The organism is Saccharothrix sp. NRRL B-16314 (genome assembly GCF_000716595.1).
Classification (GTDB): Bacteria; Actinomycetota; Actinomycetes; order Mycobacteriales; family Pseudonocardiaceae; genus Actinosynnema.
In genome coordinates, this window is sequence record NZ_JNXC01000035.1 from 52,333 (window position 1) to 74,102 (window position 21,770).

Genomic DNA, 21,770 nt, shown 5'->3' on the forward strand with positions numbered 1-21,770 from the left:
GAACCCCATTTCCGGTTGCGCGAAAGGGTGGTGCCGCGGTGACCGCGGATTCCGGGCACGCCAGACCGGTGGACGAGCCGGGCGCCCATCCGCCCCCGAGCCTGCCCGGCGGCCTCGCCGAAACGCTGCGCTACGGACCGTTCCACCGGGCACTGCACGACGCCATCGCGCACCGCGGCCTGTCCCTGGCCCGGCTCCGGGCGCACCTGGAGCAGCAGGGCGTGCAGGTCGGGCAGTCCACGCTCAGCTACTGGCAACGCGGCCTGCGTCACCCGGAAGTGCCACGGGCCATCGCGACCGTGCGCGCCCTGGAGACCGTGCTGCGACTTCCGTCCGAGTCCCTGGTGGCGCTCGTCGGCAACCGGCCGCAACCACGCCTCGCCAGGCCGTCCGGCTGGGTGTCACCCGTACCGGTGCTGACGGAGTTCGAGGCCGTGACCGACGTCGGCGCGAACACCGACATCGAGGTCGTGTCCGTGCACGACACGGTGCTGGTCGGGCCGGAGCGGGAGCGGCGGTCGATCACCACGCGGATCGTCGTGCGGGCGGCCAAGGCCGGGCCGGACCGGTTCCTCGCCGTGCACCAGGGCGACGAGGGCTGCCTGATCGACAACGCGCTCGTGCGACCCGGCGAGGGCTGCCGGCTGGGACGTCTGCGCAGGCAGCCGGCCACCCGCGGGCTGGCGTTCGAGCTGCTGTTCGACCGCAGGCTCGCCGAGGGCGAGGAGCACGTGTTCAGCTTCACCGTGGTGGACGACACCGGTGGGCCGACGCACGGCCACCGCCGGACGTTCCGCGAGCCGTGCCGCAACTACCTGCTGCAACTGGCGTTCAACCGCCGCGCCCTGCCCGCCCGATGCACCAAGCAGTTCCGGGTGGACGCCGAGGCGCTGCCGGTGGACCTGGAGGAGCTGGTCTGCGGGCTGGGCGGCTTCGCCAGCGCCTACTTCGAGGACGTCGGACCCGGTATCGCGGGCATCAGCGTCGAGTGGACGTGAAGGAACGGCCGGCGCGCGAGGCACCGGCCGTTCCGCCTGGCAGGCTCAGTACCTGTAGTGATCGGGCTTGTACGGGCCCTCGACGTCCACGTCGATGTACTCCGCCTGGTCCTTGTTCAGCTTGGTGAGGCTGCCGCCCAGCGCCTCAAGGTGGATCCGGGCGACCTTCTCGTCCAGCACCTTCGGCAGGCGGTACACCTCCTTGTCGTACTCCTCGTGCTTGGTGAACAACTCGACCTGCGCGATCACCTGGTTCGAGAACGAGTTGGACATCACGAAGCTCGGGTGACCGGTCGCGTTGCCCAGGTTGAGCAGCCGGCCCTCGGACAGCACCAGGATCGCGTGGCCGTCCGGGAACACCCACTCGTCGACCTGCGGCTTGATGTTGACCCGCCGGACGCCGGGGTACCGGGCCAGGCCGGCCATGTCGATCTCGTTGTCGAAGTGGCCGATGTTGCCCAGGATCGCCTGGTGCTTCATGGCCTCCATGTGCTCGACGCGCACGACGTCCTTGTTGCCGGTCGTCGTGATCACGATGTCGGCGCGGCCGATCACCTCTTCGAGGGTCCGCACCTCGTAGCCGTCCATCGCGGCCTGCAACCCGCAGATCGGGTCGATCTCGGTCACCACGATCCGGGCGCCCTGGCCGCGCAGCGACTCGGCCGCGCCCTTGCCGACGTCACCGTAACCGCAGATCACGGCCACCTTGCCGCCCATCAGCACGTCGGTGCCGCGGTTGATGCCGTCGATCAGCGAGTGCCGGATGCCGTACCGGTTGTCGAACTTCGACTTGGTCACCGCGTCGTTCACGTTGATCGCGGGGAACAGCAGCTCACCGGCGGCGGCCAGCTGGTACAGCCGCATGACGCCGGTCGTGGTCTCCTCGGTCACGCCGCGGATGCCCTCGGCGATCCGGGTCCACTTGCCGCTGTCCGCCGCGAGCGACTTGCGCAGCGTGTCGAGGATGAGCACCCACTCCTCGGGGTCGTCCGCCTCGGGCTGCGGCACGACACCGGCCTTCTCGTACTGCACGCCCTTGTGGACCAGCAGCGTCGCGTCGCCGCCGTCGTCCAGGATCATGTTCGGGCCGCCGCCGTCGGGCCAGGTCAGCATGGACTCGGCGGTCCACCAGTACTCCTCCAGCGTCTCGCCCTTCCAGGCGAAGCACGGGATGCCCTTGGGCTCCTCCTCGGTGCCGTGCGGGCCGACGACGACCGCCGCGGCGGCGTGGTCCTGGGTGGAGAAGATGTTGCACGACGCCCAGCGGACCTCGGCGCCCAGCGACACCAGCGTCTCGATCAGCACGGCGGTCTGCACGGTCATGTGCAGGGAGCCGGAGATCCGCGCGCCCCTGAGGGGGTAGACGTCCGCGTACTCGCGGCGCAGCGCCATCAGCCCCGGCATCTCGTGCTCGGCGAGCCGGATCTCCTTGCGGCCGAACTCCGCGAGGGACAGGTCCGCCACCGCGAAGTCGAGGCCATTACGGGTCTGGAGCCTGTCGGCGATCATGCGCATTCCTCACATCTCGGGTTCGCCCGACCATACCTCCCGGTCACCGCCCGCCACGCCGGGCCGCCGAGGTGGCCTCGCAACCGGGGGTCGATAGACCAGTATGGCAAGGCTGAAGTGATGTTCACGGGAGGGTTTACGTGCTGATTCCCGGCCCCGACACACGGGTGGTCGAGCTGCGGGTGCACGGTGTCCAGGGCACCACTCCGCAGTCCCTTGTGGACGCGGTGGCGGCGGTGGACGTGGCGGGCGACGGGCTCGGCCGCGTCGTGCGCCCCGCCGACCGCCTGCGCAGACCCGCGCCCGGCCCGGTGTTGCAGGCCGCGGGACGCCCGGTGACGCGGGTCGTCGAGGGCTACGTGTGGGGCCGGATGACGTCCGGCGGCTGGGCCAAGGCGACGTGGGCGCTGCTGTTCCCGTTCTCGCTGGCCAACGTGGCGCACTGGATGCTGCCGCCCACGCCACGCGGGTCCGTGCCGGCGCACCTGCTGGGCGTCGGGCTGCGTGCGCTGCTGCGGTTGGCGGCGCTGCTGCTGACCGTGCTGCTGGTCGCGCAGCTGGAAGTGATCAGCCTGGACCTGGTGGCCGCGCAGTGCCTCGCGCCGGGTGCGGCGTGCCTGTGGGGTCCGTCGTGGCTGAGCACGACGCCGTGGGTGCGGGCCGTGGTGGGACTGGCGCCCATCGCGCTGGCCGTGCTGGTGCTGCACCGGATGTCGAGCGTCGACTGGCGGATCGAGCGCAAGGAGGTGCCCGCCGCCGAGGGCAACCGGTCCGGGCTGCCCGGCGCGCACGTGGCCACCGACCCGGACACGCCCGCGTTGCGGGTGCTGCACGTCGTGGCGGGGTTGGGCACGGCCGTGGTGATCGCGCTGGGCGGGCCGCTGGGTCCGCTGCTCGCGCCCGGCTGGCACGGCGCCGCGATCACGACGTGCTGGGTGGTCGGCATCACGCTCGTCGGCGTGTCGGCGCTGGGCGCGATGCTGCTGGACGACCCGACCGGCGGCGCGCCGCACCGGGGCGGGCGGTGGCTGCGGGCCGCGCTGGGACGTGGGCCGCGACGGGTGTTGCAGGCGGTGTCGTGGCTGTCGTTGCTGGTCGCGACCGGGTTGCTGGTCCAGCTGCCGGTGCGGTTGCCCGGTGCGGACCTGGCCGTGCAGATGGTGGCCGCGCTGGTCGCGGCGGTGTGCGTGCTGATCGGGTTGCTGCTGGTGCCGGCCGCGTTGCTGGCCCGGCGCACGTGGTCGGCGCAGCCGCGCGACCTGCGGCCGTGGGCCGGTGGCTGGATGGCCGCGCCCGTGGTGGCGGTGGCCGCGCTGCTCGGCGGCGGGTTCGGCGCGGGGGTGGCGCTGACCGCGCGGCGGGTGCTCGGGCACGGCGTGCTCCCGCGCGGGTACGACTACATCGCGCTGCTGTGGGGCGTGGCCGGTGTGCTGGCGTTCCTGGCCGCGGTGGCGATGGCGGCGACCACCGGGATGGTGCGGTGGAGCTCGCTGCGGCGGGACAAGGAGTGGGCACGAGAGGCGTCCCTGTTGCACGCGGGACGCGCTCGGGACGTGAAGCGCGCCGCGCGGGCGTGGTGGTGGGCGCGGTGGCAGCGGCGGCACAGCCACCACGTGGTGCTCGTGATGACGGCGGTGCTGGCGTTCGGTGCGGTGCCCGCGGCGTTCCTGCGGCTGCGCGAGGTCGACCCACCGACGTGGACCCGGCCGATCTCCGGGTTCGGCGTGGTCGTGCTGGCCGTGCTGGCGTTGTCGCTGCTCCGGGCGGTGTACCTGGCGGCGCGGCGGCCGGACAAGGCCCGGCAGGTGGGGGTGCTGGCCGACCTCGCGGCGTTCTGGCCGCGCGAGGCGCACCCCGTCGTGCCGCCGTGCTATGCGTTGAAGGTGGTGCCGGAGCTGGTGGCGCGGGTGCGGGAGCACCTGTCCGACCCCGGCGTGCGGGTGGTGCTGGCCGGGCACAGCCAGGGCAGCCTGCTCGCGGCGGTGGCGGCGGCCCGGCTGCTGGAGGAGCTGCCGCCGCACGAGGCCGAACGGGTGGGGCTCGTCACCGCCGGGTCGCAGCTGCAATGGGCGTACCCGCGGGCGTTCCCGGCGGTCGTGCCGCACAGTTCGCTGGAGTCGTTGGCCGGCGGGCTGGCGGGGCGGTGGCGGTCGCTGTGCCGCGGCACGGACGCGCTGGGTGGCGCGGTGATGACGTGGGACCGGCAGGTGTACGACGGGATGCTGCTCGGCACGGGCTTCCGGCCGGACGGGACGTCGGGGGCGTTGCCGCCGGCGTTGCGCGGTCCGACGGGCGCGCTCGTGCTGGGCGGCGACCACTGGCTCCCGGACCCCCAGCGCGGGCCGTTCCCCGGTCGGCGGTGGGCGCCGGGCGTGAACCGGCACGCGGACTACACGTCCGACCCCGAGTGGGACCGGGCGGTGGCCATCGCGGCCGGGCTGGAGACGCCCGACCCGCCGCCGCCACCCGTGCTGCCTACCGCGCGGCAGGCGCCGGTGGTGTCACCGGAAAAGAAGTGAGCAGGCGGTCGGCCGCCCCCGTGTGGCCTGCCTCGGCGAGCAGACCGGCCGGTGCCAGCACGTAGTCGCGGTCGACGGTGGCGGCGGCGTTGCGCAGGATCGGGCGCAGGACGGGGTCGGCGCGCAGCACGCGTTCGACGTCCTCTGTGGACTCGGCGTGCCGGAAGACGCCGCCGGACAGCACCAGCAGGCCGACGCCCTGCGGTCCCAGACTGCCCTCGACGAGCCTGAGGTGCCGGCGGATCGCGAGCACGGCGGCGAGGCCCGCGAGCCTGAGGTCCGCGGTCGGGTCGTCGGGCAGCCACGTCACGTCCGCAACCCGCGCGGCGGCCTCTTCGCCCAGCGCGGCGGCTTCCGCTTTGTCGATCAGCTTCTCCGCGAGCGCCTCGGCCACCACGCCGGGCGCGGACCAGCGCATGCCGAGGTCGCCCTCGACCGTGCGGCGGTCCGGCGGCAGCGCCACCGCGCGCTCCGGACCCTCCACAGTGGACACCGCCGAGTAGACGTCCGTGGTCGCGCCGCCCACGTCCACCACCAGCACCGCGCCTTCCCGGTCCTGCGCCGCCAGCCGGGACACGCCGCCGAGCACCGCGTCCGGCGTGACGGCCCGCACCAGCCCGCGGAACTTCGGCCCGCGGGACAGGCCCTTGCCGCCGATCACGTGCTCCAGGAACACGTCGCGGATCGCGGCACGGGCCGGGCCCGGCGCGAGTTCGCCCACGTCGGGGAGCACGTTGGCGGTCGGCACGACCGTTCGGCCGGTGAGCAGGTCCAGCGCCTCCGGTCGGGCTTCCGCGTTGCCGGCCAGCACGATCGGGCAGGCGATGCGGTTCGCGCCGATCCGGCGGGCGTTGTGCAGGAGCACCGACCGGTCGCCGCCGTCGGTGCCGCCGACCAGGAGGACGACGTCCGGTGCGGCGGCGCGCAACGCCCGGATGCCCGCGCCGTCCAGCGGTCCGGCCGACACGTGGACGACCTTCGCGCCCGCCGACAACGCCACCCGGTACCCGGCCTCGGCGCTGATCAGCCGTTCCTGCCCGACGACCGCGAGCCGCAGCCCACCGCCGGCGGACGAGCACGCGAGCGTCCGGTCGGCCGGGCCGAGGGCGTTCGCGACGGCGTCGATGCCCCGGAGCACCTCCGGCGGGGTCGTCGGGTGCTGAGCGGTGCCCAGCAGGTCACCGGCGGGCGACACCAGGGCGCCCTTCGTCCACGTCGAGCCGATGTCCAGGCAGAGCACGCTCATGCGGGCAAACTACCGCGCGACGGATGTCGTACCCCCGCTTTAGACTGAACGAACCGACCACCAGACCGCGAGGTCGCGTCGATCGTTCGCGACGCCGGAGGCTGCGCAATATGACACTGTGGCGCACCAAGTCCATCGAGCAGTCGATCGCGGACACCGACGAACCGGGCACCAGGCTGCGCAAGGACCTCACCGCGTGGGACCTGACGGTGTTCGGCGTCGCGGTGGTGATCGGCGCCGGGATCTTCACCCTCACCGCGTCCACGGCGGGCAACCTGGCCGGTCCGTCCGTGTCGTTGGCGTTCGTGCTGGCGGCGGTCGCGTGCGCGCTGGCCGCGTTGTGCTACGCCGAGTTCGCGTCGACCGTGCCGGTGGCGGGCAGCGCGTACACGTTCTCCTACGCGACGTTCGGCGAGTTCATGGCGTGGATCATCGGCTGGGACCTGGTGCTGGAGTTCGCGGTCGGCGCGGCGGCGGTGGCCAAGGGCTGGTCGCTCTACCTCCAGACGGTGCTCGGGCAGGCCGGTGTGGCGGTGAAGACCACCGCGCAGGTCGGCGGCGTCGACGTGGACTGGGGCTCGCTGCTGCTGATCGCCGTGCTGACGGTGTTGCTGGTCATCGGCACGAAGCTGTCGTCGCGGGTCAGCGCGGTGATCACGGCGGTGAAGGTGGCCGTGGTGCTGCTGGTGATCGTGCTCGGGATCGGGTACGTCAAGGCGGCGAACTACAGCCCGTACATCCCGCCCGCCGAATCCGGCGGCACCACCGCGAGCGGCTTGGAGCAGTCGTTGTTCTCGCTGGTCACCGGCTTCGAAGGCAGCACGTACGGCGTGCTCGGGCTGCTGGCCGCCGCGTCGCTGGTGTTCTTCGCGTTCATCGGCTTCGACGTGGTCGCCACGACCGCCGAGGAGACCCGCAACCCGCAGCGCGCCGTGCCGCGCGGCATCCTCGGTTCGCTGGCGATCGTGACGGTGCTGTACGTCGGTGTGTCGTTGGTGATCACCGGCATGGTGCCGTACGACCAGCTCAAGACCCAGCCGGACGGCACGCGGGCGACGTTGGCGACGGCGTTCTCGGCCAACGGGGTGGACTGGGCTGCCACCGTCATCTCCGTCGGCGCGCTGGCGGGCCTGACCACGGTGGTGATGGTGCTGATGCTGGGTCAGTCGCGGGTGCTGTTCGCCATGTCCCGCGACGGCCTCCTGCCGCGCGGCTTGGCGCGCACGGGCGAGCACGGGACGCCGGTCCGGATCACCGTGATCATCGGTGTGCTGGTCGCCGTCGCGGCGGGCTTCTTCCCGGCGGGCAAGCTGGAGGAGATGGTGAACGTCGGCACGCTGTTCGCGTTCATCCTGGTGTCGGCCGGTGTCCTGGTGCTCCGCAAGACCCGCCCCGACCTGCCGCGCGGCTTCCGCGTGCCGCTGGTGCCGCTGGTGCCGGTGCTCGCGATCCTGGCGTGCCTGTGGCTGATGCTGAACCTGACCGCGTTGACGTGGGTCCGGTTCTTGGCGTGGATGGCCGTGGGCGTCGTCGTGTACTTCGCGTACAGCCGCCGGCATTCCGTGCTGGGCAAGCGCGGCACCACCGCCGTCCCCGTCGTGAAGCACGACGAGATCCCGTAACCCCGCGGACGGCGAAGGGGCGACGAGCACAACGGCTCGTCGCCCCTTCGTCCAGCCGGAAAACTACGACTTGGCCAGCGAACGGTCCAGGTCGGGCTCCAGGTAGATCAAGCGGGCCGCGGGCACCTTGTTGCGCACGCGCTGCTCCGCGTCGTCGATGGCACTGGCCACCTCGGTGATCGTCAGACCCGGGTTCAGCGCGATCTTCGCCGCCACCAGCAGCTCGTCCGGCCCGATGTACTGGGTCCGGATGTGGATCACGCGCTGCACCTTGCCCGCCGCCAGCTGGTCCACGATCACGTCCAGCTCGGCCGGCGCGGCGCCCTCGCCGATCAGCAGCGACTTCATCTCCACGATCAGGATCACGGCGATCACACCGAGCAGCACGCCGATGCAGATCGTGCCGACCGCGTCCCACACCGGGTTGCCGGTGACGGTCGACATGCCCACGCCCATCAGCGCCAGGACCAGGCCGAACAGCGCGCCCGCGTCCTCCAGCAGCACGACCGGCAGCTCCGGCACCTTCGACTGCCGGATGAACTGCCACCACGTGGCGTCACCCTTGATCTTCCGCGACTCGACGATCGCGGTGCGGAAGCTGTAGGTCTCCAGGGCGATCGCGACCACCAGGATGCCCACCGCGACCAGCGGGCTGCTCAGCGCCTCGTGCGACTCCAGCTTGTGGATGCCCTCGTACAGGGCGAACACCGAGCCGAGGCTGAACAGCATCAGCGCGACGATGAACGAGTAGAAGTAGCGGTCCCGACCGAACCCGAACGGGTGGTTCAGGGTGGCCTTGCGCTGCGCGGTCTTCTGCCCGAGCAGCAACAGGCCCTGGTTGGACGTGTCCGCCACCGAGTGCACCGACTCGGCCAGCATCGACGACGACCCGGTGATCAGGAAGCCGACGAACTTGGCCACTGCGATCCCGGCATTGGCCACCAGCGCGGCGATGATCGCCTTGGTCCCGCCCCCTGCTGACACGGTTGCTCCCTAAGCGCACAAGTCCGATTTGTCGGTGTGACCCTACTCAACACCGGGGGTCGCCCGGAAAAGCTGGGTCTCGACGTCGGCCGTCACCACCACCGCCGGGTCGCTCGCGGGCAGCCACACGGACTGGCCGCGTTCCAGCACGAGCGACTGGCTCCCGTTCGACAACCGCGCCTGGCCACGCGTGCAGACCATGACCTGCGGCCCGCTGTGATCCACCCGAACGTGGGCGGAAGGGCCGACCTCGATCCGGGACAGCTCGAACTCGGGGCACGGCGTCCGGTACGACCACAGCCCCGGCGACGTCTCCGCGCCGCTCTGCACCGGCATGTCGCCGCACTGGAAGTCCAGCACCCGCATCAGCTCGGGCACGTTCACGTGCTTCGGCGTCAACCCGCAGCGCAGCACGTTGTCCGAGTTCGCCAGGATCTCGATGCCGGTGCCGTGCAGGTACGCGTGCAGGTTGCCGGCGGGCAGGTAGATCGCCTCACCGGGCTGCAGCACCAGCCGGTTGAGCAGCAGCGCGGCCAGCACGCCCGCGTCACCGGGGTACGCCTCGCCCAGCTCCAGGATCGTCCGGCACTCGAGGTCGAACTCGCCGCGCTCCTTCACGTGCAGCACGCACGCGTCCAGGACCTGCGGCAACAGCATGTCCAGCGCGGTCTGCGGCAACGTGATGAGGGTCGTGAACAGCGCCCGCAGTCCGTCACCGTCGGGCTGGGAAGCCAGCAGCTCGGCGTACGGGGCGAAGTCCGGCGCGTCCAGCGACCGCAGCAGCACCGCCGTCCGCAGCGGGTCGCGGAACCCCGCCAGCGCGTGGAACTCGGTCAGCGCGCAGATCAGCTCGGGCTTCGCGGACGGGTCCTTGTAGTTGCGGATCGGCGAGTCCATCGGCACGCCCGCCGCGTCCTCGGCGGCGAACCCGTCCGCGGCCTGCTCGGCCGACGGGTGCGCCTGGAGGCTCAGCGGCTCCTCCGCGGCCAGCACCTTGAGCAGGAACGGCAACCGGCTACCCCAGCGGTCGGCGTGCGGGGTGCCCAGCTGGCCGTCCGGGTCGTCGGCCAGCATCTCCAGCAGCGAACGCGAGCCGTCCGGACCCACCACCCGGGACGGGTCACCTGGGTGGGCGCCCATCCACAGCTCGGCCTCGGGGTGCGGTGTCGGCACCTCCTTCCCGAGCAGTTCCGCGATGGCGGTGCGTGATCCCCACGCGTACGCGCGCACCGCGTTGTGCAGCAGTTCCACAGTCATCCCCTCACACGGCCGGCGCGTACAGCCCGGGTCCGCCCAGCGTTCCCGCCGCCAGACCCAGGTACAGCGCGGCCAGCTCGAACCGCAGGGCGAGCAGCGCGGCGCACACGGCGTCCCCGCCGCTCACCTCCTCGGCCGGTTCGAGCACGTCGGCTCCGGACAAGGTCTCCATCGCGACCCGCCGGGTGAACTCGGCCTGCGGGCCCTGGCGCACGGCCAGCAGCAGCACGCGGACCAGGCCGTCCTGCTCTTCGTCGTCCGGGTCGGCGAACAGGTCGTCGCCGGACGTGCCGCGCACGGCCCGGCGGTGCAGCACCGACCGGGTCAGCGCCTGAGGATAGCCGGCCACGTCGCTCACCACGCCCGCATAAGTGCCGAGAACGCCGGCGCCGTGCGCCGCGACGGCCGTGGCCAGGTCGTCCAGGCCCCACAGCAGCGGGGTGCGCCGGTCGATGCGCAGCGCCAGCGTCTTGGCCGGGTTCACGAACGACTCGTGCATGGGGTGGCACCGCTCGGCTTCCCGGTCCAGCTCGTCCGCGACCGCCTGCACGTCCACGGTGAGCAGGCCCAACGCCTTCAGCGCCACCACCCACGCGGCGAAACCGCGGGCGAAGCCGAACCCGGGCGGCACCGGCACCCGCGGCGGGATCAGGAACGCGTGCTGCGCGGCCGACGCGGCCACCGGCCCCTCGGGCTCGGCGGTCAGCAGCACCCGCGCGCCACGCCGGGCCGCGCGGTCGACCGACTCGGCCATCCGCACGTCACCGGGGTCCTCGGTGTGCGCCAGGACCACGTCCAGCGCGCCCACCCACGTCGGCACGTCGTCCGCGACCACGACCGGCACCGGGCAGCGCGGCCCGAGCAGCGCCGTGACCACACCGGCGATGGCCGCGCCGACACCGGGGCGGGTGACCAGCACCAACGCCCGCGGGCGCTCCTGGAACACCCTGGCGACGCCAAGCTCGTCGGCGGCCTCGGCGGTCGCGCGGACCTGCGCGCCCGCCCGTGCCGCCGCGCGCAGCAGACCTTCCCGGTCAGCGTCGCCGAGCCGGGACTGGTCGTCGAGGAGCGTGTCGTCGAGCACCTGGCATCACCCCGCGGTCGGCTCGACAGCCTCGTCGAGCAGCAGCACCGGGATGCCGTCCCGGACCGGGAACGACCGGCCGCACGAGGTGCAGGTCAGGTAGTCCGCCAGCGGGTCGGTCGCGGTGCCGGGCTTCAGCTGCGCGTGCTCGGGGCACGGACAGGCCAGGATCTCCATCAACTGCGGGTCGAGTTGGACAGCCACGACGCTCATCCCCTCACGATCGCCAGGACCTCGTCGCGCAACGCCGCGACGGAGGCCGCGTCGGCGGCTTCGACGTTGAGCCGGAGCAGCGGCTCGGTGTTGGACGCACGGAGGTTGAACCACGAGCCGTCCGGCAGGTTCACCGTGAGGCCGTCCAGCTCGTCCAGCTCGACGCCTTCGCGCCCGCCGAACTCCGCCTTGATGGCGGCCAGCCTGCCCTGCTGGTCGTCCACCGTGGAGTTGATCTCGCCCGACGCCGCGTACCGGGAGTAGTCGCTGGTCAGGTCGGACAGCGTGCCGTCCTGCTCACCGAGCGCGGCCAGCACGTGCAGCGCGGCCAGCATGCCCGTGTCGGCACGCCAGAAGTCGCGGAAGTAGTAATGGGCGGAGTGCTCGCCGCCGAAGATGGCGCCGGTCTTGGCCATCTCCTCCTTGATGAAGGAGTGGCCCACGCGGGTGCGCACCGGCACGCCGCCGTGCTCGCGGACGATCTCGGGCACGCCGTGCGAGGTGATCAGGTTGTGGATGATCGTGCCGCCCGGGTCCTTGGCCAGCTCGCGCACCGCGACCAGGGCGGTGATGGCGGACGGTGACACCGGCTCGCCGCGCTCGTCCACCACGAAGCAGCGGTCCGCGTCGCCGTCGAACGCCACGCCGGCGTCGGCCTTCTCCGCGACGACCCTGGCCTGGAGGTCCACGATGTTCTTCGGGTCCAGCGGGTTGGCCTCGTGGTTCGGGAAGTTGCCGTCCAGCTCGAAGTACATCGGCACCACGTCGATCGGCAGGCCCTCGAACACCTGCGGCACGGTGTGGCCACCCATGCCGTTGCCCGCGTCGACCACGACCTTCAGCGGCCGGCTGGTGCTCAGGTCGACCAGTTCACGCAGGTAGGCGGCGTAGTCGGTGAGCATGTCCTGCTCGGTGACCGAGCCCTTCGCGACGCCCTCGGCGTCCGGGACACCGCGCTCGGCGTCCTCGCGGATCTGCTTGAGGCCGCTGTCCTGGCCGACCGGTGCGGCGCCCGGACGGCACAGCTTGATGCCGTTGTACTCGGCCGGGTTGTGGCTCGCGGTGAACATCGCGCCGGGCAGGTCGAGCTTGCCGGAGGCGAAGTACAGCATGTCGGTGCTGGCCAGACCGATGCTGACCACGTCGACGCCCTGCGCGGTGACGCCCTCGGCGAACGCCGCGGCCAAGCCGGGCGACGAGTCGCGCATGTCGTGGCCGATCACCACGGCCGAGCCGCCGACGAGGCGGGCGAACGCCGCGCCGAAGTCGCGCACGACCTCGGCGTCGAGCTGTTCGCCGACGACACCGCGGATGTCGTAAGCCTTGACGATGCCGGACAGATCGCGCACGGCCACACTCCCAAGTTGGCTCTTGACACTGCCTTGGGAAGCCTACCGGCGCGCGCGTGAGCGTCGTGTCCGGTCGTTCAGTCTTCGTTGGGATCGGGCAGAACGCGCAGGTGGCCGCGTCTGATGGTGCCCGCCGGCAGCTCGGGGACCTCCATCGGCGGGGTGGCCCGGCCGGCTTCGCGGACCGCCTCGGCCAGCGCCGTCAGGTCGTCGACGGTGGGTTCGGGCGCCCGGAACTCGCCCTGGTAGCGGACGACCTCCCAGCCACGTGGCGCGGTGAGGCGCAGGGCGTGCTCTTCGCAGAGGTCGTACGAGTGCGGTTCGGAGTACGTCGCCAGGGGGCCGACCACTGCGGTCGAGTCCGCATAGGCGTACGTGAGCGTGGCGACTGCCGGGTTCGCGCACCCGGTTCGCGAGCACCGTCTCACGCTCCGCACGGCGGGGACGATATCGCGTCCCGCGCGGCGTGTGTTGGATTACCTCCGGCGCGGCGTTGGAGGCGGTGGCGCACTTCGGCAAGTTGCCTGGTCGTGAAGGCCGTCCGCCCGTCCCGCTCGGGTGCGGCTGTCGGCTGCAACTACCCTCTACCCCGTGGTGATGGCTCGGGGTTCACGGCGACAGGGCACTCCTCGGCGACGCAACCGCGATCGGCACGGTCGGGGGTTGCGCGGCCCGCTCTACCCGGCCACGCTGCCGGCGGCCCGCAGCCGCGCGGAGCGCTTCGACGCGTTGGTGCTGGAGGCGCTGGAACCGATCGAGGCGCGGTGGCGCACCGAGCTCACGCAGCTGGACGTCGCGGTGGACGACGTGCCGGACGTCCAGTCGGGCGACGACGGGGACGTGGTCGAGGACGGCAACGTCCCGCTGGCCCGCCTCGTCCCGGCCGGCGCGGACCGCCGGGCCCGCATCGTCCTGTACCGGCGTCCCCTAGAGGCCCGCGCGAAGGACGGCGCGGACCTGTCCGACCTGGTCCACGACGTCCTCGTGGAGCAGATCGCCAACTACCTGGGCCTCGACCCGGACGTGATCGACGGCGAATAGCCCGCCCACGACGAGCGGGTCAGGGGCGGCGGCGGGTGGGGATGGCCGTCAAGAGGGTGAAGAGGGCGGCGGCGGCCTGGAGCACCAAGAGGAGTTCGCGGAGGGTGGAGGCGGCCTCCACGCGGACCTCCGAGGCGGTGGCCGGGACCGTCACCCCGACCAGGTGCCCCCACGCGCGGACGACCTGGACCTCGCGGCCGTTCACCCACGCGCGCCAGGCCGGCTCCTCCTCCGCCGCCAGCACCAGCAGCCTCCCATCGGGACCGTCGGACACCTGCACGCCCACCTCCGGCGGCGCGGCTTCGACGGGGGCGATACCGGGCGTGCCGAGCTCCACCGACGGGTTCCCGCCGGTACGGGCACGCCGCGACAGCTCCGGTGACAGCAGCACCGCGTTGCCTGCCGCCAACTGCACCCGCAGCACCGGACGCCCGTCGGACATCGCCGGGGTCACACCCACCAGGTCACCTGTCGCAGCCCGCACCCGCTGAGCCGTCGCCAGGTCCGGCACGACCACGAACGCCACCCCCGAAGCCGCCGCCTGCGCCAACGCCGCCCGAGCGGCCTGCGACGACCCACCGGTCAGGTCCCGCGACCACCGCTCCAACCGCGCGACGGCCGTCGGAACGGGCACGTAGTCGTCATCGCCGAACGCGGGCAGCCGCCCGGCCACCAGGCGCGTCGGCGTGCCCAGCACCAGCACCGACCGCCCGGTACGCGGCAGTTCCTGCGCCACCGTCGACGGCAACCGCACCGCGTCCGCCGTCAACGCGCCCGACCGCAGCCCGGCGAACCCCGCACCGGCCATCACCAGCACCGACAGCACCCCGACCACCGACACCACCCGCCGGAACGGCACCGGCGCCGCGTCCCGCCGGAACGCCGACAGCACCACCCACAGCAACCCCCACCCGACCAGCACCAACGGCCCACCGGCCCACCCCGGCGACGCGTCACCACCCGGCACGGGCGGCAACGACACGGTCCGCAGAACGATCACCGCGAACCCCCCGAGCACCACCACCGCCAAGCCGGCCAGCATCGACCGCGACGGCCTCAGCACCAGCGCCGACAACGCGAACCCGACCACCAGGAGCCCGACGAACGGCACCGACCCCGTCCCGCCGGGCCGCAACGACAGCAGGTCCACCAAACCCACCGCGGGCGACTCCACGAACGCACCCACCCCGTGCAGCACGACGGACGGGTGCTGCAGCACCACCGCCGGCCACGGCAGCAGCAACGCCACCGGCAGCAGCACGATCATGAACAGCGACGCCACCCGCCGCCGACCGTCACCCGGCCGCCCCGGCACCACCACGAACCCGATCAGCGCCGCCAACGCCACCAGCCCGTGCACGAACGGCGAGAAAGCGCCCACCACCGCCAGCGCCAGCGCCGTCCCCGACGCCACCGGCAGCCACGCGGCACCGGACCCGCCCCGCAGCGCGGACGCCACCCCGGCGAACACCACCGGCGCCATCACGTGCACCACGACCACGTCCAGCCGCCCCTGGCTCACCGCCGACGTGGCCGCCGGCAGCAACGCGTACCCGGCCGCCACCAGCGCGCGGACGGGCCGTCGCACGGGCATCCCCCGCGACGCCGCATAAGCGGCCAGCCCGGCCAACGGCGCGTCACCGATGAACAGCACCGCCACGAGCGCGGCGGGCGAGCCGAGCAGCACGCCGACCGTCCCGAGCACCGCCAGCGCGGCGGGCGCGGGCGCCGTCGTGCCGCCCGCCACCGGGTGCCAGGTGGCCAGGTACGAGGACCACGTGGACGCGAGGTCTCCCACCGGCAGCAGCCGACCACCCGCCAGGTCGAGCCCGATCCGCGACGCGTTGGCCAGGACCCCGAACACCGCCAGCCCCAGGACCAGCAGCAACGGCGGTCCGAGCACCAGCGACCGCAGCACCCGCCCCCGGTCGACCTCCACGAACACGAACTCCGGCGCCGCCGAACCACGGGGCACCGGCGAAGGTCGGGGCTTGGGCGAGGGCAGCACCGGCGACGGCAGCGCGGCGCCCACCGGCACCGCCACGGCGGGACGGCGAAGCCCACCGGTCGCCCGGACGGGCCGACGTCGGGTCAGCGCACCGGCGGGCAGCGCCGCCGGACCGACCACCCGACGCTCCACTTCGGACGGAACCGACCACGCGCCAGGCCGGCCGTCGTCCTCGGGCAGTCGCCCCAGCGCGAGGTCGGCCTCGACGCGTCGCCGGATGAGGTGGGTCGACGCACCCCGGATCGCGTTGCGCAACCGGGTGATCCGGCTCGTGAACAGGCCGGGCACGACCCCGCGCACCGGCCGCGCGGCACGTCCGGCCCGCAACCCCGCCCGCCCGCTCAGCAGGTACCGCAGCGCGCCGATCTCCGCGTGCGCGTCGGAAAAACGGCGCAGCAACAGGAATCCGAGCGCGCGCAGGAACGCGAGCACCGCGATCCGCGGCAGCCCCAGGGCGAACGACAACGTCCCGCAGTTGACCAGGAACGTCCGCAGCCCGTGCGCCCGGTCCACGCCGCGCAACGCGGGACCCGGCCGTGCCGCCGCCGCGTCCAACCGCCGCGAACCCCGGCTGACCGCCCGCGCGTGCCGCATCCGGGCGACGGGGACGGACAGCACGAGGTGGCCCGCCAGGTTGGCCCGCCAGCCGAAGTCGATGTCGTCGCGCAGCAACGGCATCGTCCGGTCGTAGCCGCCGAGCGCTTCCCAGGCCGCGCGGCGGATCAGCGACCCCGCCGACGACACCGCCAGCGCCTCGGTGCTCTGCTCGAACGACCCGGCCAGTTCGACCCGGCCCATGCCGGTCTGCCGGTGGCCGGACGCGTCGGTCGACAGCCCCGCCTCCACCACCAGCCGGGGATCGGTCCAGTCGAGACCGAGCGGCCCCAGCACGGCCGCCGACGGCGACACCTCGGCCGCGGTCAGCAGCGCGGACAGGCAGTCCGGCTCCGGCGCGCAGTCGTCGTGTAGCAGCCACAGCCACGCGCCGGGATCACCCCAGCGCTCGACGGCGTGGTCGACGGCGGCGTGCACCGCCGCGCCGAATCCCGTGCCGCGCGGCAGCGTGATCACGCCGTCGATCACTCGATCGAGACCTTCGGCGGCTTCGGCGAGCACTTTTGCCGTGCCGTCGACAGAACCCGTGTCGACCGCGATCACGTGGCGCGGTCGTGGTCGTTGCCGGCGCAGCGCGGACAGCGCCGTGCCCAACCACCGGTCGCCGTCGTGGCAGACCAGCACCGCCAGCACGGGTGCGGTGCGCAGCCGCGGAGTGGCCCCGCTCGTCAAGGTCCGCTCCTCAGTTGCTCCGACTCCCCGTGGGACGACCACGGTAAGCCAGAGCGACCGCGCAAGCGATCACACCGCGCGCTTTTTGAGCTTCCTCCGCTCGCGTTCGGACAGCCCGCCCCAAATGCCGAAGCGCTCGTCGTGCTGCAGGGCGTACTCCAGGCATTCGGAGCGCACCTCGCACCCGAGGCAGATCCGCTTGGCCTCCCTGGTCGAGCCGCCCTTCTCCGGGAAGAACGCCTCCGGGTCGGTCTGCGCGCACAGGGCGCGCTCCTGCCAGTCCTGCTCATCGGCCGCGTCGAACAGGTCGAGCACGACCGGCTCCTGTGCCGGGACGTCCCCGTCCACGATGCGACCCCCGTCGAATTCCTGCATAGTCCGCCTCCTCGCCTTCCGCTCTCCCCGGTTGGCGGACACCACTCGCCGTCCCCACAACGACGAATGACACCGATGTGATTACACCTGTGTCACAACACGCGGTCAAGCCGAGTCCACAGGACGGGGGATATTCGCGCCAATGGCCCGAAAACCCTTGACTAGCAGCACAGACGGTGATTGGGGCGGTGCGCCGAGCGATATCGGCCGCGCGGATGGCCTACAGGACGCCCGTGACCGACCGGACCGGGGAGGCCACACTGGAAGGGTGAAGCGATCAGCGGTGCGTCCCAGTCCACTGTTCCTCAGCCTGCTCGCGGTGACGGTGGCAGGCGCCGTGCTGACCCTGCTCGACTCCGCCGCGGCGGTGACCGCGGGCACGGTCCTCTTCGTGCTGGGCGGTTGGGCGGTTTCCCTGTGCCTGCACGAGTTCGGCCACGCGATCGTGGCGTACCGCGGCGGCGACTACGCGGTGAAGGGGAAGGGGTACCTGACCCTGGACATCCGCCGGTACACCGACCCGGTTTTCAGCATCGTGCTGCCGTTGGTGCTGCTGGCGTTCGGCGGAATCCCGCTGCCCGGCGGGGCGGTGTGGATCAACCACCACGCGCTGCGCGACAAGCGGGTGGAGTCGATGGTGTCGCTGGCCGGACCGCTGAGCAACCTGGTGCTCGGCGTGCTGCTGGCCCTGTCGGTGATTCTCTTCACGCCGCCCGTAGGTTTGGCCGCCGCCCTGTCGTACCTGGCCGCCGTCCAGATCCTCGCGTTCGTGCTGAACATCCTGCCGATCCCCGGTCTGGACGGGTGGGGCGTGATCGAGCCGTACATGTCGTACTCGGCCCAGCAGTTCGGCGCGAAGGTGCGGCCGTGGGCGCCGTTCGTGCTGTTCGCGGTGCTGATCGGGTTCCCGACGATCGCGGCTCTGTTCTTCGACGCCGCCTACTCGGCGTTCGAGCTCATCGGCGGTGACCGGTACCTGGCCGCGGTCGGGCAGGGCACCTTCCTGTTCTGGCGCTGACGGCCCGGTGGGAGGATGCGACCCGTGAAGGTCGTCGTACTGGTTGGCGGGGTTGGCGGGGCGCGGTTCCTGGTCGGGCTGAAGAGCCTCCTGGGCGGTCCGGAGCACGAGATCACCGCCGTGGTGAACACGGGTGACGACGTGTGGATGCACGGGTTGCGGATCTGTCCCGACCTGGACACCTGCATGTACACCCTCGGGGGCGGGATCGACGCGGAGCGCGGCTGGGGCCGTGCGGGCGAGACGTGGGCGGTCAAGGAGGAGCTGGCCGCCTACGGCGCCGAACCGACGTGGTTCGGGCTGGGCGACCGGGACGTCGCGACGCACCTGGTGCGGACCCGGATGCTGCGCGCGGGGTACCCGCTGTCCGCGGTGACGGAGGCGCTGTGCCACCGCTGGGAGCCCGGCGTGCGGCTGCTGCCGATGTCGGACGACCGGGTGGAGACGCACGTCGTCGTGACGGCCGAGGAGGGCGAGCGGGCGATCCACTTCCAGGAGTGGTGGGTCAAGCACCGGGCCCAGACGCCCGCGCGGTCGTTCGCGTCGGTCGGGGTGGAGACGGCGACGCCGGCGCCCGGTGTGCTGGACGCGCTGAGTGAGGCCGACGCGGTGCTGATCGCGCCGTCGAACCCGGTGGTGAGCGTGAACACGATCCTCGGTGTGCCGGGGGTGCGCGACGCTTTGCGCAAGACCGACGCGGGGGTGGTCGGGCTGTCGCCGATCGTGGGCGGCAAGCCGCTGCGCGGGATGGCCGACGCGTGCCTGACGGCGATCGGCGTGGAGACGTCCGCCGAGGCCGTCGGCCGGTACTACGGGTCGCGCAAGACCACGGACCGCGGCGTGCTCGACGGCTGGCTCGTGCACACGGGCGACCGTTGCGACGTGCCGGGCGTGGCCGTGCGGGCGGTGCCGCTGCTGATGTCCGATGTGGACGCGACGGCGTCGATGGCGCGGGCGGCGCTGGAACTGGCCGGGGTCGACGTTGGCTGATCACGCTTCCCCGTCGGCGATCACGTTGCTGCCGGTGACCGGGCTGCCGGAGTTCCGGCCCGGTGACGACCTGGCCGCGGCCCTCGCTTCGGCCGCGCCCTGGTTGCGTGACGGCGACGTGGTCGTGGTGACGTCCAAGGTGCTGTCCAAAGTGGAGGGCCGGCTGGTTCCGGTGCCCTCTTCGCCGGAAGAGCGCGACGCCGTGCGGCGGGAGTGGGTCGAGGCCGAGTCGGTGCGCGTGCTGGCCCGGCGCGGGCGGACGTTGATCACCGAGAACAAGCTGGGCATCGTGCAGGCGGCGTCGGGCGTGGACGCGTCGAACGTGGCCGCCGACGAGATCGCGTTGCTGCCGGTGGACCCGGACGGGTCGGCCGCGGCGTTGCGCTCGGCGTTGGCGGCGCGGCTGGGCGTCTCGGTCGCGGTCGTCGTGACCGACACGATGGGTCGTGCTTGGCGGGTCGGTCAGACGGACGCGGCGATCGGTGCGTCCGGGTTGGCCGTGCTGCACCGGTACGGCGGTTCGGTGGACCGGCACGGCAACCCGCTGGTCGTGACCGAGGTGGCGGTGGCCGACGAGATCGCCGCGGCGGCGGACCTGGTGAAGGGGAAGCTGGGCGCGGTGCCGGTGGCCGTGGTGCGCGGGCTGCCGGTGTCGGACGACGGCTCCACCGCGCGCGACCTGGCACGGCCGGTCGCGGAGGACTTGTTCCGGCTGGGCACGGCCGAGGCGTTGGCGCAGGGGCGGGCGGAAGCGGTGCCGATGCGCCGCTCGGTGCGGTCGTTCACCGGTGATCCGGTGTCCGTCCCGGCCATCCGCCGGGCCGTGGCCGCCGCTTTGACGGCGCCGGCGCCGCACCACACGCGGCCGGTGCGGTTCGTCCGGCTGACGGTGAAGCGCGACTCGCTGCTGGACGCGATGCGCGATCGTTGGCGTGCGGACCTGCGCGGGGACGGGTTGTCGGAGGAGCGGGTCGCGGCCAGGGTCGCGCGTGGGGACTTCCTGCGGAACGCGCCGGAGATCGTGGTGCCGTTCCTGGTGCGGGAGGGTGCGCACGCGTATCCGGACGAGCGGCGGGCTTCGGCGGAGCGGACGATGTTCACGGTGGCCGGTGGCGCGGCCGTGCAAGGGCTGTTGGTGGCGTTGACGGCCGAGGGCCTGGGGTCGTGCTGGGTGTCGTCCACGATCTTCTGCCCGGACGTGGTGCGTGACGTGCTCGACCTGCCGGCCGACTGGGAGCCGTTGGGCGCGGTGGCGATCGGGCACCCGGAGGCGGAACCGACGCCGCGGGTGTTGGGTGCGGTGGATGAGAGGTTCCTGGAACGGTGAGTTCGAGCTTGCACGCCGACGTGGTGTCGACCTTGAGCGGTTGGCGGCCCGCGGATCCGGCTCAGGAGTCGATGCGGCAGGCCTACCTGGGGTTCTTGGCGGCTCGTGACGACGCTTGCTCGCGTTCGTGCGAGCCGGGGCACGTCACGGCGTCGGCCCTGGTGCTGAACGCCACCGCCGATCACACGCTGCTCACGTTGCACCCGCGGGTGGGGCGTTGGCTCCAGTTGGGCGGGCACTGCGAGTCGTCGGACACCACGCTCGCTTCGGCGGCGTTGCGCGAGGCGCGGGAGGAGTCCGGGATCCAGGGCCTGCGGATCGAGCCGGTGCCGATCCACCTGGACGTGCACCCGATCACGTGCTCGCTGGGCAAGCCGACGCGCCACTTCGACGTCCGGTTCCTGGTCCGCGCGCCGGTGAACGCCCAGCCGCGCCGCAGCGCCGAGTCCCTCGACCTCCAGTGGTGGCCGCTGGACGGCATGCCGTCGAACGTCGACGACCTGCACCCGATGATCGAAGCCGCCCTCGCCCGCCTCCGCTAACCCGTGAGTCCTACGTTCACGCCCCGTGAGTCCTACGTTCGGAACCCCCGAGTTCAACGCTCAGAACACGGCCGCCGCTCCTGAGCGTTGAACTCGGGGTACCGGAACGTAGGACTCACCCGTTCCGAACGTAGGACTCACCCGTTCTGAACGTAGGACTCACGCGTTCTGAACGTAGGACTCACGCGTTCTGAACGTAGGACTCACGGCGGGGTGGGTTAGCGGTCGTTGCCGTTCAGGCGTTGGGAGAGGCCCGGTGGGCGCTGGTCGGGGCCGCCGGAGAGGCGTTGCGACAGCGACGGGCGGGAGGCGGGGACCTGCTGCACCGTGGGCACCGGGCCCGGGGCCTCGCGCCTGTCTCTTATACACATCTGACGCTGCCGACGACTCCTTACGTGTAG

At 72.5% G+C, this 21,770-nt stretch carries 19 protein-coding genes; 8 read left to right on the top strand and 11 right to left on the bottom strand.

The window, feature by feature from the left end:
* The first annotated feature begins 38 nt into the window (after positions 1-38).
* Positions 39-998, top strand: coding sequence for a hypothetical protein (locus tag OQ02_RS33365; RefSeq protein WP_033442637.1), 960 nt, complete (start codon positions 39-41; stop codon positions 996-998).
* Between the two features lie 45 nt (positions 999-1,043).
* Here the strand turns inward: OQ02_RS33365 and ahcY are convergent, their stop codons facing one another.
* On the bottom strand, positions 1,044-2,507 hold the full coding sequence (gene ahcY / locus OQ02_RS33370) for an adenosylhomocysteinase (protein ID WP_156077468.1): 1,464 nt from the start codon (positions 2,505-2,507) through the stop codon (positions 1,044-1,046).
* A 140-nt stretch (positions 2,508-2,647) separates the two neighbouring features.
* On the opposite strand from ahcY, the gene OQ02_RS33375 reads away from it, so the two are divergent.
* Entirely contained in the window at positions 2,648-5,026 is a 2,379-nt protein-coding gene (locus OQ02_RS33375; protein WP_033442639.1) for a hypothetical protein, read from the top strand.
* On the opposite strand, the gene OQ02_RS33380 is transcribed toward OQ02_RS33375, so the two are convergent.
* Complete coding sequence (locus tag OQ02_RS33380; protein ID WP_051773101.1) at positions 4,983-6,272, bottom strand: glutamate mutase L; 1,290 nt, start codon at positions 6,270-6,272, stop codon at positions 4,983-4,985. The two genes, OQ02_RS33375 and OQ02_RS33380, sit on opposite strands and share 44 nt — an antisense overlap.
* A gap of 110 nt (positions 6,273-6,382) precedes the next feature.
* Here OQ02_RS33380 and OQ02_RS33385 point away from each other — a divergent pair, with 110 nt between their 5' ends.
* Positions 6,383-7,894, top strand: coding sequence for an amino acid permease (locus tag OQ02_RS33385; protein WP_033442640.1), 1,512 nt, complete (start codon positions 6,383-6,385; stop codon positions 7,892-7,894).
* Positions 7,895-7,957: 63 nt separating this feature from the next.
* Here the strand turns inward: OQ02_RS33385 and OQ02_RS33390 are convergent, their stop codons facing one another.
* From OQ02_RS33390 to OQ02_RS33415, 6 genes are all read right to left on the bottom strand, one after another.
* Positions 7,958-8,878 carry a cation diffusion facilitator family transporter gene (locus OQ02_RS33390; RefSeq protein WP_033442641.1) on the bottom strand — a complete coding sequence of 307 codons (921 nt, stop codon included), beginning with the start codon at positions 8,876-8,878 and terminating at the stop codon, positions 7,958-7,960.
* Positions 8,879-8,920: 42 nt separating this feature from the next.
* Positions 8,921-10,135 (bottom strand): mannose-6-phosphate isomerase, class I, encoded by a 1,215-nt coding sequence (gene manA, locus OQ02_RS33395; RefSeq protein ID WP_033442642.1) that lies wholly within the window; start codon positions 10,133-10,135, stop codon positions 8,921-8,923.
* A gap of 4 nt (positions 10,136-10,139) precedes the next feature.
* Positions 10,140-11,219 (bottom strand): SIS domain-containing protein, encoded by a 1,080-nt coding sequence (locus tag OQ02_RS33400; protein WP_033442643.1) that lies wholly within the window; start codon positions 11,217-11,219, stop codon positions 10,140-10,142.
* Positions 11,220-11,225: 6 nt separating this feature from the next.
* Positions 11,226-11,423 carry a Trm112 family protein gene (locus tag OQ02_RS33405; protein ID WP_033442663.1) on the bottom strand — a complete coding sequence of 66 codons (198 nt, stop codon included), beginning with the start codon at positions 11,421-11,423 and terminating at the stop codon, positions 11,226-11,228.
* Positions 11,424-11,428: 5 nt separating this feature from the next.
* Complete coding sequence (locus OQ02_RS33410; protein WP_033442664.1) at positions 11,429-12,781, bottom strand: phosphomannomutase/phosphoglucomutase; 1,353 nt, start codon at positions 12,779-12,781, stop codon at positions 11,429-11,431.
* Positions 12,782-12,858: 77 nt separating this feature from the next.
* Positions 12,859-13,218, bottom strand: coding sequence for a DUF3499 domain-containing protein (locus OQ02_RS33415; RefSeq protein ID WP_081916119.1), 360 nt, complete (start codon positions 13,216-13,218; stop codon positions 12,859-12,861).
* Positions 13,219-13,378: 160 nt separating this feature from the next.
* Between OQ02_RS33415 and OQ02_RS33420 the strand changes: the two genes are divergently transcribed.
* Entirely contained in the window at positions 13,379-13,822 is a 444-nt protein-coding gene (locus OQ02_RS33420) for a metallopeptidase family protein (protein ID WP_033442644.1), read from the top strand.
* Positions 13,823-13,841: 19 nt separating this feature from the next.
* On the opposite strand, the gene OQ02_RS33425 is transcribed toward OQ02_RS33420, so the two are convergent.
* Together OQ02_RS33425 and OQ02_RS33430 are read right to left on the bottom strand one after the other, a co-directional pair.
* Positions 13,842-17,117 (bottom strand): glycosyltransferase family 2 protein, encoded by a 3,276-nt coding sequence (locus OQ02_RS33425; RefSeq protein WP_033442645.1) that lies wholly within the window; start codon positions 17,115-17,117, stop codon positions 13,842-13,844.
* Between the two features lie 69 nt (positions 17,118-17,186).
* Positions 17,187-17,492 (bottom strand): WhiB family transcriptional regulator, encoded by a 306-nt coding sequence (locus tag OQ02_RS33430; protein WP_051773102.1) that lies wholly within the window; start codon positions 17,490-17,492, stop codon positions 17,187-17,189.
* A gap of 268 nt (positions 17,493-17,760) precedes the next feature.
* On the opposite strand from OQ02_RS33430, the gene OQ02_RS33435 reads away from it, so the two are divergent.
* Genes OQ02_RS33435 through OQ02_RS33450 form a run of 4 tightly spaced genes read left to right on the top strand, consistent with a single transcriptional unit; the run spans position 17,761 to position 21,369 of the window.
* On the top strand, positions 17,761-18,510 hold the full coding sequence (locus tag OQ02_RS33435) for a site-2 protease family protein (RefSeq protein WP_033442646.1): 750 nt from the start codon (positions 17,761-17,763) through the stop codon (positions 18,508-18,510).
* Positions 18,511-18,534: 24 nt separating this feature from the next.
* On the top strand, positions 18,535-19,500 hold the full coding sequence (cofD, locus tag OQ02_RS33440) for a 2-phospho-L-lactate transferase (protein ID WP_033442647.1): 966 nt from the start codon (positions 18,535-18,537) through the stop codon (positions 19,498-19,500).
* Positions 19,436-20,827, top strand: coding sequence for a coenzyme F420-0:L-glutamate ligase (locus OQ02_RS33445; protein WP_156077469.1), 1,392 nt, complete (start codon positions 19,436-19,438; stop codon positions 20,825-20,827). Before cofD ends, OQ02_RS33445 begins: the two co-directional genes overlap by 65 nt.
* Entirely contained in the window at positions 20,824-21,369 is a 546-nt protein-coding gene (locus tag OQ02_RS33450) for an NUDIX hydrolase (protein WP_033442649.1), read from the top strand. Before OQ02_RS33445 ends, OQ02_RS33450 begins: the two co-directional genes overlap by 4 nt.
* Before the next feature lie 218 nt (positions 21,370-21,587).
* Here the strand turns inward: OQ02_RS33450 and OQ02_RS46250 are convergent.
* Positions 21,588-21,770, bottom strand: a 183-nt coding sequence (locus OQ02_RS46250; protein ID WP_231500332.1) for a hypothetical protein, incomplete at its 5' end; no start/stop codon positions are given.

Bases quoted from the DNA above. Each gene is read 5' to 3' on its own strand.
- ahcY (WP_156077468.1), bottom strand. From the start codon at position 2,507: ATGATCGCCGACAGGCTCCAGACCCGTAATGGCCTCGACTTCGCGGTG.
- OQ02_RS33380 (WP_051773101.1), bottom strand. From the start codon at position 6,272: ATGAGCGTGCTCTGCCTGGACATCGGCTCGACGTGGACGAAGGGCGCC.
- OQ02_RS33385 (WP_033442640.1), top strand. From the start codon at position 6,383: ATGACACTGTGGCGCACCAAGTCCATCGAGCAGTCGATCGCGGACACC.
- manA (WP_033442642.1), bottom strand. From the start codon at position 10,135: ATGACTGTGGAACTGCTGCACAACGCGGTGCGCGCGTACGCGTGGGGA.
- OQ02_RS33420 (WP_033442644.1), top strand. From the start codon at position 13,379: ATGGCTCGGGGTTCACGGCGACAGGGCACTCCTCGGCGACGCAACCGC.
- OQ02_RS33430 (WP_051773102.1), bottom strand. From the start codon at position 17,492: ATGCAGGAATTCGACGGGGGTCGCATCGTGGACGGGGACGTCCCGGCA.
- OQ02_RS33445 (WP_156077469.1), top strand. From the start codon at position 19,436: ATGTGGACGCGACGGCGTCGATGGCGCGGGCGGCGCTGGAACTGGCCG.